Here is a 20,258-nt window from a genome sequence, read left to right as displayed (position 1 = left end):
AGTATCAGTTGTATAGATGGTCCGCTTCTTTCAAATCACTCATGGACTCGGCCTGGGAGCGTCGCCCGTCAAGGTCCTGAAGAAGGGTTTTAGCCCGATTAAAATAAAGGTTATCGACGGGGGCGGACTTTAGCAGAATATCGATCAGACGCCGAGCTTCATTTTCATTCCCCAACTCAACATTCGCCAATGACGCGTAAAACAATGAAGGCGGATGGGTGGGTTCGTCCTCAAGCACTTCAGCCCAAACCTGCAGGGCGCGGTCCTTAATGCCTTGTTCAAATTGCACCATGCCGTACTGAAAACGCTCTAGAACCGCTTTGGTTTCTCTGGCGAGAAAGCTCTCATAGTGGAAGGATGCGCGCTCTAACAAATCCAGCTGAGCGTAAATTTTAGCTAATAAAGATTCTACTTCGGGGGGGAATTCGGGGAGCTGATATGCTCTCTTCAGTTTGGCCAATGCTTCGTCAATCCGCTTTGCGTCAACATCCAACCTGGCCAAGGCAAGCAACTCATCGCCTTCAAAGAGACTAAGGTCCATCATTCTTACACCTGAAAATGACTACTAACAACAATCCGGAGCGGCCCGTAGCCCAAAGTTTTTGATACTTCATCCCTAAGGAACACACCTCCGATGGAGGCGGCAATTCTAACAACCTGTTACTTCTTGATCAATTTAAAAAAGGTGAAATATTGTGGATTGAGCGTCCAAAATTGAAGTTGAATAACCCTCTCGAAGACCCAATAAACGCACTCTGATTTGCTGAGTCGTTATGCGCTCAAAAATAAGCGCATCACTTTCGCATACCACAAATTCCCGCAGAAAAAAAGGGCTTTCGCTTTCCCATAAATGCAATTCGTCCTTCTCACAGAAACATGGGATGGCGCGCGCCCTTCTACTTACGTGGTTAAGGCAACTACAGAATACTGATTTATTAACCACTTACAGAAACGAGCTAATTTTCAGATCAGTATCGCATACTCAGCTATAAGTGTATATTTTCTTCCCTGAAATAATATCAAGTGAGAATCCAGCAAATGTTGCCTCCAAATCATAAAACTAGAATATATCACGCTTATCGTTCTCTAGAGGGACTATCCGTAGGTGATGCGCTTGGTCAATGTTTTTTTATTGATGAGGAGCTAGCGCTTGAGCAGATAGTTGCCCGCAAAGAACCCCCTTCTATCTGGCATTTCACAGACGACACAATAATGGCGATAAGTGTTTTTGAGACCCTCTGTAAATTTGGGCATATAGATCAGGATTTTTTGGCGGAGCGGTTCGTATATAGATATAAAGAACAGCCAGATCGAGGGTATGGTGGGACCGCTCACAAAATACTCAGAGACATAGGTAATGGCATTCATTGGTCTGAATCCGCAACAAATGCATTTAGTGGAATGGGCTCTATGGGGAACGGAGCAGCTATGCGTGCCGGCCCTATCGGCGCTTACTACTATGACGACTTTGATCGAGCAGCAATAGAAGCCAAAGCGTCTGCAGAGGTCACACATGCCCATTATGACGCCCAGGCAGGGGCAATTGCCGTTGCCATAGCAGCTGCATATTGCACCAGACATACATCTAGCGAAGCAATTAACTCTATAGACTTCTTAAAGACTATAATTAACCACACCCCCGACAGTGATACAAAATCGAGGATTATCAGAGGACTAAGCTTACCAATAGACACTAGACTTTATACCGTAGTTAAGCAGCTAGGGAACGGGATCGAATTATGCTCCTTTGATACAGTCCCTATTTCTCTTTGGTTTTCCTCACATTACATTAACTGCTTCAGTGATGCGATTTGGGAAACTTTATCAGCTCTGGGAGACAGGGATACTACCTGTGCTATAACAGGCAGCATTGTCTCCTTAAATCATTTAAATGTAATCCCTCATCATTGGATTGAGAAGCGAGAACCGCTATCACAATTCCTCAACATTGACCACCAATTGCGCTGGTGATCAATTTACCGGCTTTTAGGTCTACAACACTATCTCCGGTTAATTGTATTGCACCACTATATCCGTCAACAATTTCGGGAACGTCCATTCGAAGACACTGAATACCTACCACTGTCAGCTGCACACGCTCAACCTCAGAAAAAACTACAGACTTGCAATCATCATCATGCTTTTCAAAAATCGGCTTATATTGATACAAAAAAACATCGCCGATTGCTATTGGTCCATTTATGCAACGTCCAGCAACAGTAACACTATCATCCCCCCTATAAATATCATCCACTTCAAAAGTAATCATTTTATTTTCCAAAACTGTATACCTTATGATTATTGCGTCAACAATTTAGCACGTCGAATATATTCTGCAATTTGCTGTGCCGTCATATTAGGCGACTCACGTAATGTATCAGAAATAATAGTCTTGTCTCCACTCAACCTCTGTGGAACAGAAAACCCCATATCCCGTAGTATTTGGGAAGACTGCTCTACAGATATCTTATAGGGAGCCCTCCGAGCAAGCTCACTTGCTTTTAGCGGAGCAAACACTTCTCGCTCTAACTGAATTAGTGTTGTTGTTTCTTGCCCCTCATGAACCATGCCCAACTCTACCTCAATCTCCAAATCAGTTCTTGAGCCAAAATATACTGAAGTACTTATTCTTTCCGATGTTTTCCTTTCGACTGCAAAAATAGTAGCCCGGAGTGGGTCTAAGGAAGTGGGAGTTTTACCCCATACTTCCGAGCCCTCGCCTCCTGGAATATGTGCATCAGAACGTGTTCCACGAAATACATACAAATCACCAGTAGTTTCCATAAGCTCATCAATCTCCTTACGACTCAAACCGGTGGCGCTTATCCCTTTGTACTCTTCATTAGTTAGTGGTCGTACTCTACCACTAAATAACCGAACACGAAGCTCACTACTACGACTCAGGGCTCTTTCCATAGTAAAGACCTGCGACTCAGCAGAGAGCGCCAATTCCGCCACAGCGCCCTTACCCACCCCAACTGCCTTAGGTAGACCAAGCGCACCTAGGATTCCTTCTCCAAACATCTCCAGCACACTACTGGCCCGTTCAGAGCCACCAGCAAGCCTTAGACTTTGATAATCCCTAAAATAGGCCGCACCTTCATCGCCAACTACCCCACCGTCCTCTGCTATTTGTCCAACTAAACCTATCATAAGGTCTCTGCCAAACTTATCCCCCAGTACTCCTGGGCCTCGTGGGTCCATCGGATAAACATCCTTAACCCACCTTGTGTACCCGTCTCTCATCTCCCGGGTAAACTGAGTCTCAGAGAATAGGCTTACCTGTAGCGCCAAATGCTCTGGCTGGTATTTGGCGTCTAAAGCTGCTTGATAGAATTCTTCTTCCGTGGCTGTATCGTAATATTCTCTCCACTCATCAAGTTCGGCGTCTTCGCCAGGTTGATAGTGAACCCAGTTTGCAGGCAACGAGCCGCCATTTTCCGCAATGATTGAATCATAATCATCGCGACGAATCATATCGTAGGACTCGCCATCCATCAGCCCTCCACTATTTAGAGACGCGGACAGCAGTGGATCTGAGTATAGGTCAGTAACATGTTCCTTTATGGAGAACATTTTAAACAGCGCACCTTTGGCCTGCTCAGTCCATTCAGTTACCTTGCCTCCTAGTGGGCTCGCGATCGCGGCGCCAAGTGGGTTGCCGAAGACATCTGCGGCGACTTGCATATAGTTGAACTTGCCATGACCATAGGCCGCTTTATTGGCGACACTGCTGGCGGCGCCATTGATGAGCGCACCACCCAGATCAAAGTTCATGTCGCCGACAGAGTAGTTCAGCTTGTCGGTATATTTACCAAGATCAGAACCTCCCAGTATGTTGCCTACGCCCGCAGTCAGAACGCTGGCGGACAGAGCGCGCCAATTGAAATGCTCTTGTCTGCCTACCGCCATGGAAACCGCTTGACGGGTAACCGACTTAACCGCCGCATGCCCAGCCGCCTGGTAGAGACTCAAAGTCTTCCTGGCTTTATCCGCCTCTCCAAGAAGCTCATAACCAACCGCCGTGGAAATACCGTCAATCGCCACGTCTTTCCATGAGAAGTGCAGGCCTTTCTGTTGACCCGTAATAATGGATCCCATCTGAGTGATCGCAGAGCTGACGACGCCCGCCGCCAACACACCTGCGCCAACACCTGCAACAGCTCCAAGGGAGCCTCCTATGGTGGTCGCGACTGAAGCGCTCACCGCCCCATAGGCGGCCAACCCAACCCCCGCCGAGACAACAGCCACCGCCACAGCGACGATCAACATAAATGCAGAGCCGCATTTACCGCCATGTTTGGGCGGTGGAGGCTCCGGCATAGTAGGCGTTGTATCCCCGATAATGGCTCGTGGATTGTATGGCTTGAAGGTATCCGCCGTGTTATGCAAGTTGGATATCATGTTGGGAATGCGCAGCGGCATTCCCTCTTGCAGGTCATCCACCCCGCGCAAACCATTGGCGTCAGCAATCACATACCATAGGCTTGCATCGCCATATACCGCAGCCGAAATGGTCTGAAGCGTATCGCCTGGGTTAACGACGTAAGAGCTTGGCGTACTGCTGGGATACTGCTCGCTGACCGGCGTATAGTTCAGATCAAAATCATCCGTCTCCTTACCGCCCGCCTTGCCAGCCATACCAACTTGTTTGCCATTGGCGTAGAACAGATATTGATTCTGTTCAGATTGTTTACGGACGAGTATCTTTCCTTCTGCGTCGTTGATCATGCTGCGGTTATTACCAGAGTCTTTCTTATCTTCGACTCTGACTAAGTTACCGTTAACGTCATAGAAGCTGTAACTGTTTCCGCGCTGGAAGTAAGTTGAGTTCCCCCACACTTCCGTCTCTTTGTAACCGTCATATTTGTTGGTATACAAATAGGAAATCGTGTTGGTGTATTTCGTTCCAGTGAACGTCTGCACCTGGTACTGATCGACGTTCCCGTTAGCGTCATACCAATAGAAGTCAGAATTATCTACATCGAAATAGCGCACTTCAGAGATACGCTGGCCATCTTTGTTATAAGTAACCGTCTTATGCTGCAGCCCCCAGTCATTGTAGGCGGTGCTTCGAGTTTCTTTCTTACTGCCGCTCTTGGCGTCATAGTCGACAAATTTAATTTGGCGCCCTGCGCTATCGTATTCCCTGGAATTCACCAGAACGTTATTAACTTTGGTTTGCGCCAGACGGTTCTCTGCGTTGTAAAGATACTGCTCCGTCACCTCTTCTTTTCTGGACTTATCATATTGAATTGAGCGTGCGCGCGAGCCGTTCAACAGATAGTTGATATAAATACCCTGTTGCTGAGTCTTAACTATCTTGCCGTTGACCAGACTGCCCTGACTGACTGTGATCTGATTTGTTTTATTGTAGTTGTACCAATAATCGTAAGACTTCCACTCTTTGTTTGCGGTAGACGCTCCCGGTGCATAGTCCTTGATATACTTGGCGAAGGTATGTCGACGATTGCCCACGGCATCGTACTGATACTGGATTTCCACCATATCGTCTTTGACGCTAACTATTCGGTTTTCACTGTCATAGCCGATAACGCTGTTTTTATACTGAACGCCATTCTGCCAGAAGCCCTCGAATACCCGATTGCCAACCGCGTCGTAGCGATAGCTGGTTTTACTATTTACGCCACTGTCGACAATGTCCTTCTGCTTACCGTCGTCATAGTAGCTATACGTCCGGTTCATCCCATTGCCGTTAGTCTCTTTCTGCAACAGTCCGAGCTTGTTGTAAGCGTATTTAGTGACAACGCCTCCCAGGTTTTTATAGCTATCAGCGCGGCCGAAATAGCGTGAGGCCCCAGATTCGAATAACCATTCACGCTTGGCTTCAAGTCCGTCAACTTCCATTGTCTTGTTGCCCCGCTCGTCATATTCGTATGCGTAATAGCGGAACTTATTGCTGCCAGTGTCAGCGGTTTTCTTATTAATCCCCCGGGTTTCAATCAAGTCGCCGCGAGCATTATATATGTAACGGGTCCCCATCCCTTCCGAGTCCCGCTCAATGATACGGTGGCCCAGCTCATCATACGAATAACGTCTGACCTCTTTGCCGTTGCGCTCGACCAGGACATTGCCAACTTTGTCGTACTCACGATAAGTGACATGATCAATGGCGTCCGTCACGCTCAACTGATTGCCGAACATGTCGTAGTTATAACGAGTTACCGCCTGATTGCCGTCCATGGTTAACAAGAGCTGGCCCGCTGCACTGAAAACCTGATGCGTGCGATTACCATTGTCGTCAATAGTTCTTAACAGGTTGCCTTGGTAGTCATAAGCATGTTGCGTCGTTACTTCACGAGTTACCGTCACACCATTGGCGCCAGTGACCTGAATTCCAGTCTTCCGTTGCCGAATCATTCGATTGCCGGCGTCGTAATCAAAATACGTTTTGTTCGAGGCATTGCCTGCCAGGACAGCCTCTTTAACATTGCCCCAGCGATCCAGACGTTGCTCTACCGCTGCGACGTCGCCGGAGCGAGTGTTCCAGTTGGCGATTGCACGGCCTGCGTAGTCTGTCTTGGTAATCTGAAAATCCAGCCCACTCCAGTTTGCTTTCGCAACGATTTCACTCAAGCTTTTAGATCGGATGTCGACCGAAAGGCTTTTGAATAAGGCGCTGGAGGCTCCAGCCAGGGTATAGCCATAGAGTTTGTCGACGCCGTCTTGATCATTGGAATGCGACAGGCGACCTGCGCGATCATACTCGTAATATTCATATCGATGACTTCCCGTTCCGCGGGCAATAACCTCGCCAAAGGCGTTGTAATCCACCTGCACACTGGAAATACGCTCTGCCTCATAGCCGTATCGAGAGCGGGTTTCAATTTGATTCCCGCTTCTGTCGTAGCGATACCACTTCGCCGCCGCCAGCGTGCGATCAACATTCGTCAGGTTGTGCCACTCCTTAACGACATTGCCAAAAGCATCGTAAGCCGTATTAAAGCGACGACCTTCGGCATCCGCTTTCTGAACTTCTTTGCCCCATGCGTCAAAAAATGTGTGGCTGACGTGATCGTTCGAGTTCGCCTGAGGCGCAGACTCTAGCGCCTTCGACAGGTCCCCGACATTCGATATGTCTCCCACAAAGCCAACGCTATGCTTCACTTCTTTCACAACATTTCCAAAAGCGTCGCGAAGAAACTCCGTCACAGGCCTTACAGCGGTAGAATCGGTGGAGGACAAAGTCTGAGGGGACTCCACCACCATGACTTCTCTGCCTAATGCATCAAAGAACGTATAAGCCTTCGCCCCACTGGGATCAGTAATGCTTATCCGATTGCCAAGCGCATCGTATTCATAGGTTTCAACCAGATCGGTCTTAAATGCATGCAGCGTCTGCACGCTTGAAGGTGTATTTGAATAGTGCGTTACCCCCACTTTGGCGGACCGCACCAAGCGGTTCATACTGTCGTAGCTGAACCTGGTAATTTGATCCGAGCCATGTTCGCCAATCTCTGATGAACTCGCGATCATCGCTTCCAGGAGCGTTGAAAAGTCTTTCGCTTTGCTAACATCCCCTGCGTACGGCGTCGCATAGTCATATTTTTCGATCACGTTGTCATAAGCGTCATATTTGTACGCCGTGACATAGCCTCCGGCATCAACTTCGCCAATAACTCGACCTTTAACATCGTAAAACTTAAAGGAGTTCCCCCAACCTTGCTGCCCCAAGCGAGACGACTTAAGTACGGATGTTTTCACTATCTCGCCAAAGCCGTTATAGGTGGTGGAGGTAGTGGGGCTATCTCGGAATGTTTCAGTTCGGCTTACTGAAACATCAAACACTTCCACTTCATTTTGCTTGACCAGAACCGCTCGGTTCAGTTTGTCATATTGAGTCGTCAGAGTGCGATCATTCGCCGCCGATGCTTTCAGGGCGGCGCGAACCTGACTCTCACTCAAAGGCGCTCCTGCGGAATGGCCGGAGACACTCAGTTTATTGGCGTAGCGAATAACGAAGCGTCGGTTTCCAAATGCATCGTATGCGTATTCAGTTACATGATTCTCGCCATCGATGTCGAAAATCAGCTGATTACGATCGTCATACACCTTGTAAGTGATCGACAACGTTCTATCCGCGGCTGGAAGCGATTGATCCGTCGTAACGCGATTAACAACCGCACGCCCCATGGCGTCATACGTCACTTCATCCAAAATCTGAACGGAGCTGTCGACCCGATCATAATACTGATTAAACAGCTCAGACTTAGGACGGTAGGTGCGAATCTGGCGCCCCTCACTGTCATACTCGTAACGAGTCGTCCTGGCGAAAGCAGAGCCATCCGCTTCTGTCGAAGCGACTAAGTTGCCTAAGCCATCATATTCATTACGCTTAACGATATTAGTTAGCTGTGTAGTTTCCGACAGGCTGGAACGATCCACCTGGGTGATGCTGACTTTGGGAGTCGTCTCCTTGATCATGCGACCATTGGCGTCATACTCATATGTCCACACGGAGCCGATCTTGTTTTCAAGCTGAGTCAGGTTGCCCTTCGCATCATAGACGTAACGCTCAACATGCCCTTCTGCATCTGTCGCCGCCGTCTTGCGACCCAGTACGTCAAACACAAAGCTGGTGCTTTGCCCGGCGACTTTGTGCAACCTTCCAAGCATTGACGGCAAAGAGGCGGCCGTGTGCGACTGTTCTAAACTAACGGGAACGCGCCACCGTATGGTTTGAACTTCCCGGCCGAGATCGTCATAGCGAGACTCAAAAACCTGCCCGGCATTATCAATGGTGAATCGCAAACGGTTTCCGCTACCAAAGATAAACTGCGTACGCCGTTGATCTCCGCGTGCAATACCTTGCAATTGAGCCTGAATATCTGCAGCAGTCGCCCCTTTAGCGAAAGACTGTTTTACGCCATACTTTATCTGCGCAACCACATTGCCCAGATCGTCATATTGCTTTTCAGTTGCATAACCCAACGCATCGACACTAAAGCGCTGCCGACCTAAATTGTCATAGAAGAAGCGCTGGGTCTGATCGCCATTATCAGCAACCGGCTGTATCTCTTTTAAAATTAACGCCAATTTATCGATAGAGGCTACCGGTTTAGCGAAGACCGTTTTGGCCGCCAAACGCCCCGCTCTATCGTATTCCGACTTGGTCACAACCCCTTTGGCGTCGATCTCATACTGAGGTCTGCCTAAAGCGTCATAGACTACGCGACTAACCGCTTTCTCACTATTTGAAACGTTAGCAACCAATGCCGACAAACTGACTCGATCCAACGCAACAGAGGCTGGAACGGGCTTTTTGAGCATGACTGTCGCCGCGATACGCCCGTTCGCATCGTAGTATTTAGCAACGACTTGACGTTCGTTATTTACATCAAACAAGACGCGACCGTCTTTGTCGTACACAAACGTATGCGCTTTGTTTTTTGCGTTGTCGACGCCATGACGCTGGTTTAGCGCATTTTGCACAGCGGTCGCTGCGCCCATTGTGGAAACGCCATTCAGATAAAGAGATACATCTATCGCCTTGGCGTATCCAACGGTCGCAATAACACGACCAGATGCGTCATAACGGCTTTCTGTGACGCCCCCTAGCGGATCAATCGCATAAACCTGGCGCCCATTTTTGTCGTAAACAAAGTGAGACTCATTATTCAGCGCATCAGTTTTACTAATGACATTGCCATTACTGTCGTAGTGAAATTTAGTAACAACCTTCAGGCCGTCCGGGTCCTCCACCTGACTGACCAGTTGATCAAACCCGTCGTAATGATATTCCGTCACCTTCTGATTAGGATTGACCACGCTACCGCGACTTTCCCGAACGCGATTGCCTCCTTCGTCGTACTGATAGCTGGTCGCCAACTGCAATCCGCCATCCTGGGCATCCGTCACAATTCGTGTCTGCTTGCCCGACTTATCGTATTCGATATGCGTTTCGCCGCCAGCGGCGTCGATCGCAACGACCTTGCGCCCCAAGGCGTCATACTTATAGCGTGTGGATAATGCCGCGCCTTCAGGATCCACTGTACGGATGAGTTCACGACCCTCAACATCATAGCTGTGAATCGTTGTCAGGCCGGAAGCGTCTGTAGTGGAAATAACTCGTCCAGCCATGTCGTACTGCTGCTGACTTTCAAGGCCGAGGCTTACGCCAGCGGAGTCCAGCTTTTCAACCTGCAGCAGCGCGCCATTCTGATCGTATTGATAGCGCGTGATATTTCCGACGCCATCGATAATCTCACGCTTCTCCCCAAACTGGTTACTTTCAGTCCGCACTCGAACGCCTTCGGGCGAAATGATTTCAATGGTTTTAGCCAGGTCATTGTAGACATATTGTGTCTTGTGGCCCAACGCATCCGTTTGCGTAGCAATGCGTCCAAAAGCGTCATAGCTGGTTTTAGTCTCTTTGCCCAGCGCATCGCGGGTCACAATAACCTGACCACGACGGTCATATTCCATATGCTTGGCGTTACCCAGAGCATCCGTCGATTGAGTCAATCTGCCGAAGGCGTCGTAAGCATTAGAAAGCTTGCGAATATCAGAACCGGATTTGGCGACCTGACTGAGGACATTGCCTCTGGCGTCATAAGCATACTCAACGCTTGTAGCGACGCCAGTCTGGGCCCTTGCGCCCTGCATAACGGACTTCAGATTGCCGTACTGATCGTAGGTAAAGGACTCTGCTACGTTAAGGGCGTTAATTTCCTTCACTTTCCGGCCTAGACTGTCGAACTGGAAGTAATGATGAACGTCCTTTTCGCCCGCCACGCTATTCAGACGCTTTTCAAGCACAGAGGAGTCGCCGCCATTAAGTCCAAGCGTAGAGACTCGTGAGCCGTACTTTATCGTCTCAATAACCTGCCCGAATACGTTATAGCGCTGCTCTACAACCTCTCCTGAGCCATTGACGGTAAACCTCAGATTTCCCGCCTGATCATAAAAGAGGAAGCTTTCCTGTCTGGCGCTAACCTTACCGCCAGCCTCACTCAAGACCTCCGCCAACGGCCCTTCCGACTTGATTAAGCGGCCTGCCGCATCGTAAGTGTAGCGAGTTGCATGCCGTCCCCAGACAGCCTCCTTTTGCTCCGCCGTAGCAGCCTGCTCAAGTAAGGCGCCGCCCTTTCCATTCAACTCAGCGATAACCCGACCAAAACCATCGTATCGCTTATAGGCGCTTCTCGCAGACTCGCCACTTTTTGACTCTCCCGCAATCTGCTTAATAAGGCGACCTGTTGAGTCGTAAACATAAGTCGTCAGCAAACCTTCCATAGAACGGTGAGAGGAAATGCGCCCTAGCTTGTCATAAGAGAATGTTTCAGTTCGAGATGAACCGCTTTCTGCAGCATGTATCTTCAGTTCAGAAAGCGGCTGCCCTTGATAGTTGACTGCAGAGCCGTAACGGACGCGACTGAGTACTGAGCCAGAGGAGTCATAGACCACTTCGGTCAAATACCCTTCTCCGTCCACCTCTCCTACAAGAAGTCCGCGCCCATCGTATATCTGATAGGCATGCAGGTCAGAAACATTCGCTTGCGGACGAATATCCTCCAAGCTCAGATTTTCGAGATGTCCGACTTTCTCATAGCCGGTATAAGTCGCATAGCGAATGGTTTCTACTTTACGCCCGGCCCCATCATAGCGATGCTCTGTCAAATATCCATTCGCATCCAGTTCTCCCACGACCAAGCTGTCTTTATTGTAAAAAACGCGACTGACCTGCCCCTCTGGTTGCTTGGTTATCGCGCCTTTCCATTGAATGTCATAGTCGCGAGCGACCCCTTGTTCCGCTGTGATCCGGACTTCGGCCTCGCCTATGACTTGTCCTTGCGTGTTTCTGTACTGAATTTTGACGTCGTACGCACCCTTGGGCGCATTTTCCAGAACCAATTTAAACTCATTATTGGCGCCCGCTTCCGCCTTCACAAACGTCTTCCGTCCGAGTTGCGGCACGGCATAATAAGCAATCGCATTGGCAGGAACATCTTTGGCTCGGAAGCTAAAAACGGTTTTACGGACTTCCGTGACTTGCTCACCCATTTCATAGGTGCAGGTTTTATCCCCGATGGAGCCATCCAACTTGTAAATGGTCATACTGATACGATAGCGGCCATGCTCCAGCGCTTTTTCCGTATTCAGGTTGACTTGTCCAGCGTAATCAGCGTACGCGCCGGGATAGGTATAGGCGCTACTGACCAGTCGCCCTGTCGACTCATCAAAAACATCCGCCAGCACATATGCGATTGACGCTGCTTCCGTCTTCGTAAACACACCTTGCAGACCAAAGCCGGAAGCCGACTGCTGCGATACATCCGCATAATCAAAACGGGCGTTCAGGCCAATTAACTCGCCCTCATTCGCTTTAAATATCCCAACTCCATTACGTTCGCCACCTGGCGCAGAGGATACTTTTACGCCCGGCGTTTTGTGACTAATGCGAAACTCGTAGTATTCCCCAGCTTTCAAGCTGTTGAGCGTTACCTGATACGAGCCGTTCTTTACAGATACCGACGCCGATTGGTAATCCCCTTCACTTCCTGCTATTCGATATTGAAATGAATGCACTGCACCACTGCGATTAGCGTATACATTCGCCGGCCATGTCAGTGTTTGACTTATCTTGTCTTTTTGGCGACCGACCTGATATTCAAATTTGGGCGTGTGCTCAACCGTTCCGTCTTTATAGTATTTCGTCAAATAGATGTGATAGCGCCCGGCCTCCAACAACCGCCCTGCAGTCAGGTTAATTTCACCTTGATAGTCAGAATACGCCACCGGATAAGTATCCGCCTGTCCTACAAAAGTGTCCGTCTCAATGTCAAACACTCTGGCGCGCACAAAGCTGATCCGAGCTGCTTCATCCTTGGAAAGATAATGGGGTAAGGAAGCGCCTTCAATAGCATGTGTTTCGACAATATCTTCCGCTATTTCAAATACACCGGTATTCAGACTATCCGCTGAGACACTGAAACTGCCCCGCCCTTGAGCCAGCAGTTCGCCCTGGGCGTCTTTATAAAGAAGGTTGAACTCATAGTTCTCCGCAACTGCGGAAGGGATGGTTGCGTAATAAACGCCATTGAGATATTTAACATCGACAGTTTTGTATGCATCGCCACTGTTTAACGGTCGATACTCAAAAACTATGGACTTACCTTTGTAATCAAATCCCGAAGGACCTATCGCTGACCAACTCAACGTTTGCTCAATGTTTGAGTTTGTATCGCCAACGTCATAGTTAAAGACAGGCTTAGAGACTGTATGACCGTCTTTATAATTTATTGTAAGCCCGACCTGATACATTCCGGCGGCTAATTCGCCTTTGGAACTTAGATTAACAAACCCGTTATAACCAGTGTGCGCTGCTGGAATAGTCAGCGCTCTCGCCACTTCCGCACCATTCTTGAGCACAACAGCTTCAATAGTGCTGACCTTATCGTATTCAGAGGACGGCAGATAATTCTTGAGGGCAGCGCCATTAACGCTGTTAATTACCGGTTTGTGAACACTAAAAGAAACAGAAGACTCACCAACTCCCAAACTGCTTGCAGCGCTTTTACTGGAGTAACCGTTGACTCCCTCCTGAACAATAATAAGGTCTAGCGCTTCGCTTGGAGAGACATCAGCAATATCAACCTGATAAGCGCCATCAACGAAGTTCGCCACTGCCGTTTTATAGCTGTCGCCGCTCGACTTTCGATAGCGAACTTCGGTCTGAACGCCGGAGGCGTGGCCGTGCATTTCAATATTGTCTACGAGAACGTAATTTTCGCTTAGCGTGCTAGACCCACGTGTTTCGAAAAAGCTGCGTGTATTTTCCCAGCCGGAAATAGCCTGTTCATCTTTCCATGCCGAGGAGGCTGGTTGTCCTTTTTCATAGACGCTAATAACACTCTTGGACTCAGCGCCACTGAACTCAATGACGTAAGTTGTATTGTCTTTTAATGTTCCAAGATTACTATTTTGCAGCGAGCCACCTGAGCGGTACTGAGCCATAAGCGCATCGGGCGTAAAGAATAAGTAATGCTCGCTCTCTGCGGAGCCACTGCTCAGTCCCACCTTAAAGTAGCGTTGGGTGGAGCCAGGCCCGGTTGTGACCTCCAGACGATATTTGCCATCTTCGGCATATTCAAAGGCGAAGCCGTTATCAATTCGTTTTACAACGCTGTCGCCTGAGGTTTTTACCGTCTTGACCTTCAACGCTCCATTCTGAAGCGAGTAATAACCGCTATCGCCACTCAGGCCATCGGTTGTTTCAGCGAAGTTTTGAGTCCAGCCATCAGAATTCCAGCTCAAGCGACGACTGCTTCCATTCTGTGTAGAGGTGATGCTCCTTACCTCTGTTGAATCAACAAAACGGTCGGACCATGCCGATGTCGTCAACGGATATAGATGCTCTGGATTTCCGATGACATCAAACGCTTGCCTGCTTTCCTGCGATTTGGGCTGCTGCAGGAATGCTGAATCCACATATCCATATGGCTGAAGAGGATCGCGATAACTGGCGACGCCGATCCCTGTCATACCCACGTAATCACTGCGCTGATATTCCAGCTGCGTCAACACATCATAGGTATGCTCATAGGGCTGCGCGGGAGCGCTGATCACTTTATCCACGCGGTTTTCCACTCTCGCGTGAATGGGAGTGGCGCGTACTTTTTCAGCGACATTGACGTATGTCAGTTGCACTGGATCGGAAACATCCAGATGCTCCAAATAACGGAAAGATGTGGTTAGTCGGCCAGAGCCATCGTAGACAAATTCAGTGACAGCCCCTTCGCCATCAATTTGAAAGCGCTTACGGCCTACTTCGTCATACAGTTTATAGGACACTCTGTCGCCATCACCCGTAGCAATCCGCCTCAAGCCATCCAAGCTCAATGCGTCACTGACCAGTTGGCCTTCGTTGGTGACGAAGCCACGTGTATTTATCGCGTTTTGATACTGTATTTCAGCAACTTCTCGACCAGACTGATCGAATCGCTTCTCCGCCAACACGCCCAATCCATCGATACACCCAACCTGACGCCCTGTGGAGTCGTAAATACGATAAGTGCGAACGCCATTAGCATCTTCAATAACGCTCAAGCGACCCGCTTTATCATATATATAACGGGTTGCGCCTGTCGTTTCAGAACTCACCGCAGACTTAACAATACTGATCAGCCTGCCAGACCGATCGAATACGGACGTTTCCACTACACCATCTGCCGCAGTAGACACAACCGTGCGATTTAAGTCGTCATATAGCGCGGTGGAGATTCTTTTCTCAGCGTCAACTGATTGAACCAGACGACCAAGCCCATCATATTTAAATGTCGTCGCTTCACCTTTCTCATTGCTGGACTGCAGCAAACGCCCATTTTCGTCATAGATAAAAAGCTTCCGCCCAGCTCCCGTTACTGATGGGGAGTCAAATTTGGTGTCTGAGTAGGAGATCGTCTCCAGCAACTGCCCCCGAAAGTCATAGCGATTGCTGGTGCGTTGCACACTTTTGTCCTGTGCTGAAACCAGCCATTGACTCATATCAGAAAGGTTGAGCGACCGATCCTGGGGTAGTGCGGACAAGTCGAAACGCGCATTAATAAACTGAAGTGTTTCGGTTAAAAGGCCTGCCGTATCGTATCGATATTCAGCAACGCGGCCTTCCGCTGATATCTCAAATCGTAGCCTTCCGTTCGCATCGTACACAAAACGAGAAGTCATTGGTTTGGATGGAGCGCTTGCGCCGTCTCCATCAGGGTCAGGTACAGCGTAGGTTGTTTTTAGCAGCAACCTATTGTCCGATGAATAGACGTATTTTATCGCACCGCCAAGGGCATCCTGCTCTTCGATCAAGTTGCCATTAGCGTCATACTGATAGCGGACCGAATTTCCAAACGCATCCTCAACTCGGACGATATTGCCATCCTCATCATATTGGTAGCGCGTTACGGAGCGTTGCCCTTCGACGGGAGGCGCAATAACTTCACTTAAGCGTTTAGCGTCATCATAGCGATAGGTGATGGTATGGCCCAACGCATTTTTCACATGGGTTGCATTCTGCGATAGGTCATAAGAAAACTGAGTAACTCGATTTTCGCCATCCGTAACGGACGCTACTCTGTATTCTCCATTTATTTGTGTGTAGGTAATGGCGACAGATGAACCATCAGATTGCCTGATCTGAGCGACTCGCTGGCTGGCTCCGTCATAGGCGTAGCCGGTTGTATAAACTTTTCCATCCTTGATATCGCCGTCTTCGGGCGTTAAGTCCAGTGTCACTTTATTAAGCCGGCCCACCGCGTCATAACCGTAGCGAACGGTAGTCGCCGAAAACGCCATCCCCTGACCATTTAGCTGAACAGTGCGAATAGCGCTTATTTTTTTATCTTTGTATTCAAAGTAGGTAGTCTGGCCAGAAGCGTCTTTGACGCTACTTAAAAGATTTTTAGCGTTGTAGGTATAAAGGGCCTGATTGCCATGACGATCCAAAGACTTCAGCAGGCGTCCGGAAGCATCATATACATCCTGAACCTTTGATGAACCCTCTGTCCAAGTCCATTGAGCGCTAGATTTATCGTATCTAACCAGATCATGGGCGCCTTCGCCGTCTGTGGAGCGATACGCCCCCAGGGCGGCAATATATTGATAGGTGGTTTCACTGCCGTCACCGTTGACCCTGGTCAATTCAGATCCTGACGCATTAGGCGGTTCGGGCAGCTTTATAAGCCTGCGATCAAGCCCGAGAAACCAACTGCTGTCGTGACTCCCACTCAACGCGCCTTGACTGTTGTAAGTGCGTAAAACGGAAGTATCCAGTCCTTTGCCAACAATTAGCTCATCCTGGTGGCGTATAATCAGGTTTCCTGTGGCGGCGTTTACTATCGCCTGTTCCTTGGCCTGCCCAATGACACCAGATCCTGCTCCATCCAGAGCCTGACCGCCGTTGAATATCCCTAAACCCTGACTGCTAATCACCGCCACCATATACTCACCCAACAAAAATAAGGATAACAATTCGTTCCGATGCCTCACTCGCGTTCCTGAGTTGAGGTCTTACTTACCAGTAATATCCAGAGATTGGGTAAAAGGTTTAGTATCTATTTGATTTGATGTAGATAATCAGTACTTCTGCGGCTTGATGCAGACTAGCGGGATAATAGCCGGGATTAGTGGTGGGAATGACTCTTTGGCTGCTACCCTTATGTAACAAGGAAAAATCAATGTTTGGAGTAAGCGCAACGACACCGTTAAAGATATGAAAAAGAATTCAAAGATAGAGCTCATGCTTGCTCAGTTGGCGGAATCTGAACTTAGCGCGCCTCATCCCTGGCGCACAGACTACCCGTTATCACAGGATGAACTCACTCAACTCGACCGAGAAGAGTTACAACGCTATTTGAAGCATCACTTAGCTCAGTTAATGCTAAGCTGCGCCTCTGACGCCGACAATGACAGCTTCTATACCCAGGCTCGCGATTCATTAGTAGAACTGATTATCTACTGGGGGCTTGGACATAAAATCAAAGATCCTCAAGTGCTCGCAAAAATTTCTCATCAGACCACTGAAAGCTTTATGCGAACCAAGGAGCTGGATAGTAAGTTTGAGCAATTACTCACAGATTTTTTCGAGGAATCACTTCGCCAATAAACAAGGCGTTCACCATGATTTGGCGACGCCTGCGCGCAATTTTTTAATCGCCACAGAATGAATCTGGGACACTCGCGACTTCGTCACTCCCATTACTTCAGCGATATCCACCATAGTCATTTCAAAGAAGTAATGATTGGTGACCACAAATCTTTCTACGTCCGACAATTCCGTCAAGAGATCTGCAACCGCCTTTGACTCGAAGATATCATCCAGTTTTTCATTAGGTGGAGAGCACTCTTCTCTGGCTGTACTCAGGCTATCGTCAACAACATGACTGACCGCCACCTCCAAGACCAGGTTTACCATAGCGTCAAAGGCATTGTCAGACGCTCCGCCAACAGAGGAGATAGACTCTATACGTTCTTTCGCCAGATCCCTTCGGTATGCAGCCTGACGGCTCCGCTCGGAGTAACGATCAAGATTATTAAGGATGTTTCCACGAATACGATAAGTAGAGAATGTCTCGAATGAAGCATCTCCATTCGAATCATATCGCTCTAATGACTCCAACAAGCCTATATAGCCAAAATGCAAGCAGTCCGCATATTCAATCCCCAGAGACATATACTGGCGATATGTATTCGCAGCCACCGCATTCGCATAAGGCAAGTAGATTTCGATAAGTTTATGTTTGGCATCATTGCATCGTTCTTCCCGATACCGACTCCATAGTTCAACAACAGAATCCTTACTACTATCCATCAACACCACGCCTTACTAGGCAAAATCCACTGGAAACGCCCGGCTCACGCCAGACCACCCGAATCCAATACAGGATGACTCTTCCGAGTAAGCGATTGCCGCTTACACTTTTTTATTATGCAGGGTTAAAACGACTAAAAAATCATGTAGGAGAACAGCTTCAATCCTGGGTCAGATAACGAGACGCGCTATCGCGTCTCGTCAGCAAATACTATACCGAATTTGCAAAAAGTAGAAGCTTGCGGCACTCAACTCAATCTAAAGATAATTTGCGCTAATTTCGCTCAGCGACGACACAAAATAACATAAGTTATCTGTTTGTTTGCTGACTTATAGCGATCTTGACTTGGACGATCCCCGCTTTCAAACACGTATCCCTTAGTCCTCCATTTATAGAGCCCATTATCACTAAACTCCACTCGCCAAGATTTATTCGACGCGATCACGCCATTTGCTCCGTTTATGACTCCTGCCCCATTTACAAGTATACTGCACTGATTAATATTGAACCCTGGAGGAGCCCCCAAATCAGTACCATAGGCGCCAGCTACATGTTCTCCCATACTATAGCTGAAGGTGTCTGAAAAGCTCCTTCCAGGCGCTCCTGGATCACCTTTGTCACCCTTGTCACCTCTATCACCCTTGTCACCTCTATCACCCTTGTGACCAGTAGGGCCTTGAATGCCTTGAGGGCCAATTGGGCCTTCACTTCCTCTATCCCCTCTCGGACCTGTAGCGCCTTTATCCCCTTTATCACCCTTGGGACCCGCCGGGCCAACACCTCCTTGATCCCCCTTCTCTCCCTTAATCCCCTGCAAACCGCGATCTCCCTGATCGCCCTTAGGACCTTGCAAGCCTTGTGGCCCGACCTCCCCTTTTTCACCTTTATCGCCTTTCGCGCCCGCCGCACCTTCCGGGCCAGTTTTTCCAGTTGGTCCCGGCAGACCTCGCGGACCATTTGCGCCTGTATCCCCTTTATCTCCCTTCTCCCCTTTCGCACCTTCCGGCCCTTGTGGCCCCTGCTCTCCCGGCGTCCCGGACAATCCTCCACGTTGCACGCACATCAGACCATTTTCACTGACGCATTGAATCTCCAAGCTTCCTAACGCCAAATTGAACAGTCTTACTTCATCCAATACGCCCTGATACTCATCCGTATACGCAAAATCCGTCCCCGACGCTCCCACTACCAAGGTGGCGTTATTGGTGGTGACTCCTGACAGGTTATCCTGCTCTATACGTGTCGGCAGCCTGCCGTATTTGTTCCACATGACGAAATTCACGCCACCGGCTTTGCCGCTCCCGTCGTATACCGCCGCGACGCCTACGCCCTTAGAATAGTCAAACGGCTCTGCGGTTTTAACTACAATTCCTGAGCCGTCCACACTCCGCAAACTCAGTATTAACCGGCCGGAACCATCCAGACCCAACATAACGCCTTGCCCACTTTCTGGAGACATTTTGGAAATCAACGTTTGGCTTTGCATCACAGGTTCGCCCTTCATCCACAGCATCAGCGTAAATGGGCCATCGCTGTTATAACTCTCGCCCAGACTGTCGACTGTCAGCGGATCTCCCGCCACCATCAAGGCGGATTGATTGCCATAACCCGCTTCTCCGCCGGAGTGAGCATAGTACTGACCGCCTGCCGTTGAACCGGGTGCGCCTGTGTAAGGAAAATAGCCGTCAAAGCCATTGCCTGAATCGTCTTTTCCGCCGCTCGCTAACGCGCCTTCAAACGACCAATAAGCCACTTGACCTGTTTCGCCAGCCTGAACGGAAAATGATAAAGGAAGAAGCAGAAACGAAGCTGCGCACGTTTTGCGCAGCTTGTTCAAAAAGAAGGAATGGGACATCGTAATTCTCTCTGGATTGAACAAAGTTTATGGCGAGCACTTCTGATGCTCGCCAGCCTTATTTGGTTATCCAGAGAATGAAC

Annotated in this window: 7 protein-coding genes; 2 read left to right on the top strand and 5 right to left on the bottom strand. The window is 48.9% G+C overall.

The genetic code is table 11. The features are described from left to right. Positions 1 to 4: 4 nt before the first annotated feature. Positions 5 to 544, bottom strand: a complete 540-nt coding sequence (locus ACQYWX_RS12420) for a tetratricopeptide repeat protein (protein ID WP_011397872.1) — start codon at positions 542 to 544, stop codon at positions 5 to 7. 494 nt (positions 545 to 1,038) lie between these two features. Here ACQYWX_RS12420 and ACQYWX_RS12415 point away from each other — a divergent pair, with 494 nt between their 5' ends. Continuing rightward, complete coding sequence (locus ACQYWX_RS12415) at positions 1,039 to 1,971, top strand: ADP-ribosylglycohydrolase family protein (protein WP_216739862.1); 933 nt, start codon at positions 1,039 to 1,041, stop codon at positions 1,969 to 1,971. On the opposite strand, the gene ACQYWX_RS12410 is transcribed toward ACQYWX_RS12415, so the two are convergent. Both ACQYWX_RS12410 and ACQYWX_RS12405 read right to left on the bottom strand, forming a co-directional pair. Further along, positions 1,943 to 2,281: a hypothetical protein gene (locus ACQYWX_RS12410; RefSeq protein WP_431688987.1), complete on the bottom strand. Its 339-nt coding sequence runs from the start codon at positions 2,279 to 2,281 to the stop codon at positions 1,943 to 1,945. The two genes, ACQYWX_RS12415 and ACQYWX_RS12410, sit on opposite strands and share 29 nt — an antisense overlap. A 17-nt stretch (positions 2,282 to 2,298) precedes the next feature. Further along, positions 2,299 to 16,950 carry a DUF6531 domain-containing protein gene (locus tag ACQYWX_RS12405; RefSeq protein WP_431688986.1) on the bottom strand — a complete coding sequence of 4,884 codons (14,652 nt, stop codon included), beginning with the start codon at positions 16,948 to 16,950 and terminating at the stop codon, positions 2,299 to 2,301. A 271-nt stretch (positions 16,951 to 17,221) separates the two neighbouring features. On the opposite strand from ACQYWX_RS12405, the gene ACQYWX_RS12400 reads away from it, so the two are divergent. Next, positions 17,222 to 17,614, top strand: coding sequence for a hypothetical protein (locus ACQYWX_RS12400; protein ID WP_431688985.1), 393 nt, complete (start codon positions 17,222 to 17,224; stop codon positions 17,612 to 17,614). Positions 17,615 to 17,623: 9 nt separating this feature from the next. On the opposite strand, the gene ACQYWX_RS12395 is transcribed toward ACQYWX_RS12400, so the two are convergent. Both ACQYWX_RS12395 and ACQYWX_RS12390 read right to left on the bottom strand, forming a co-directional pair. Continuing rightward, positions 17,624 to 18,319 carry a sigma-70 family RNA polymerase sigma factor gene (locus ACQYWX_RS12395; protein WP_216739866.1) on the bottom strand — a complete coding sequence of 232 codons (696 nt, stop codon included), beginning with the start codon at positions 18,317 to 18,319 and terminating at the stop codon, positions 17,624 to 17,626. A 284-nt stretch (positions 18,320 to 18,603) separates the two neighbouring features. Beyond that, on the bottom strand, positions 18,604 to 20,199 hold the full coding sequence (locus ACQYWX_RS12390) for a LamG-like jellyroll fold domain-containing protein (RefSeq protein WP_431688984.1): 1,596 nt from the start codon (positions 20,197 to 20,199) through the stop codon (positions 18,604 to 18,606). Positions 20,200 to 20,258: the final 59 nt, after the last annotated feature.

This window comes from Hahella sp. NBU794 (assembly GCF_050749805.1).
Lineage (GTDB): Bacteria > Pseudomonadota > Gammaproteobacteria > Pseudomonadales > Oleiphilaceae > Hahella.
Note: the sequence above shows the minus strand (reverse complement) of the source record. Positions and strands in the feature narration are given on the sequence as shown.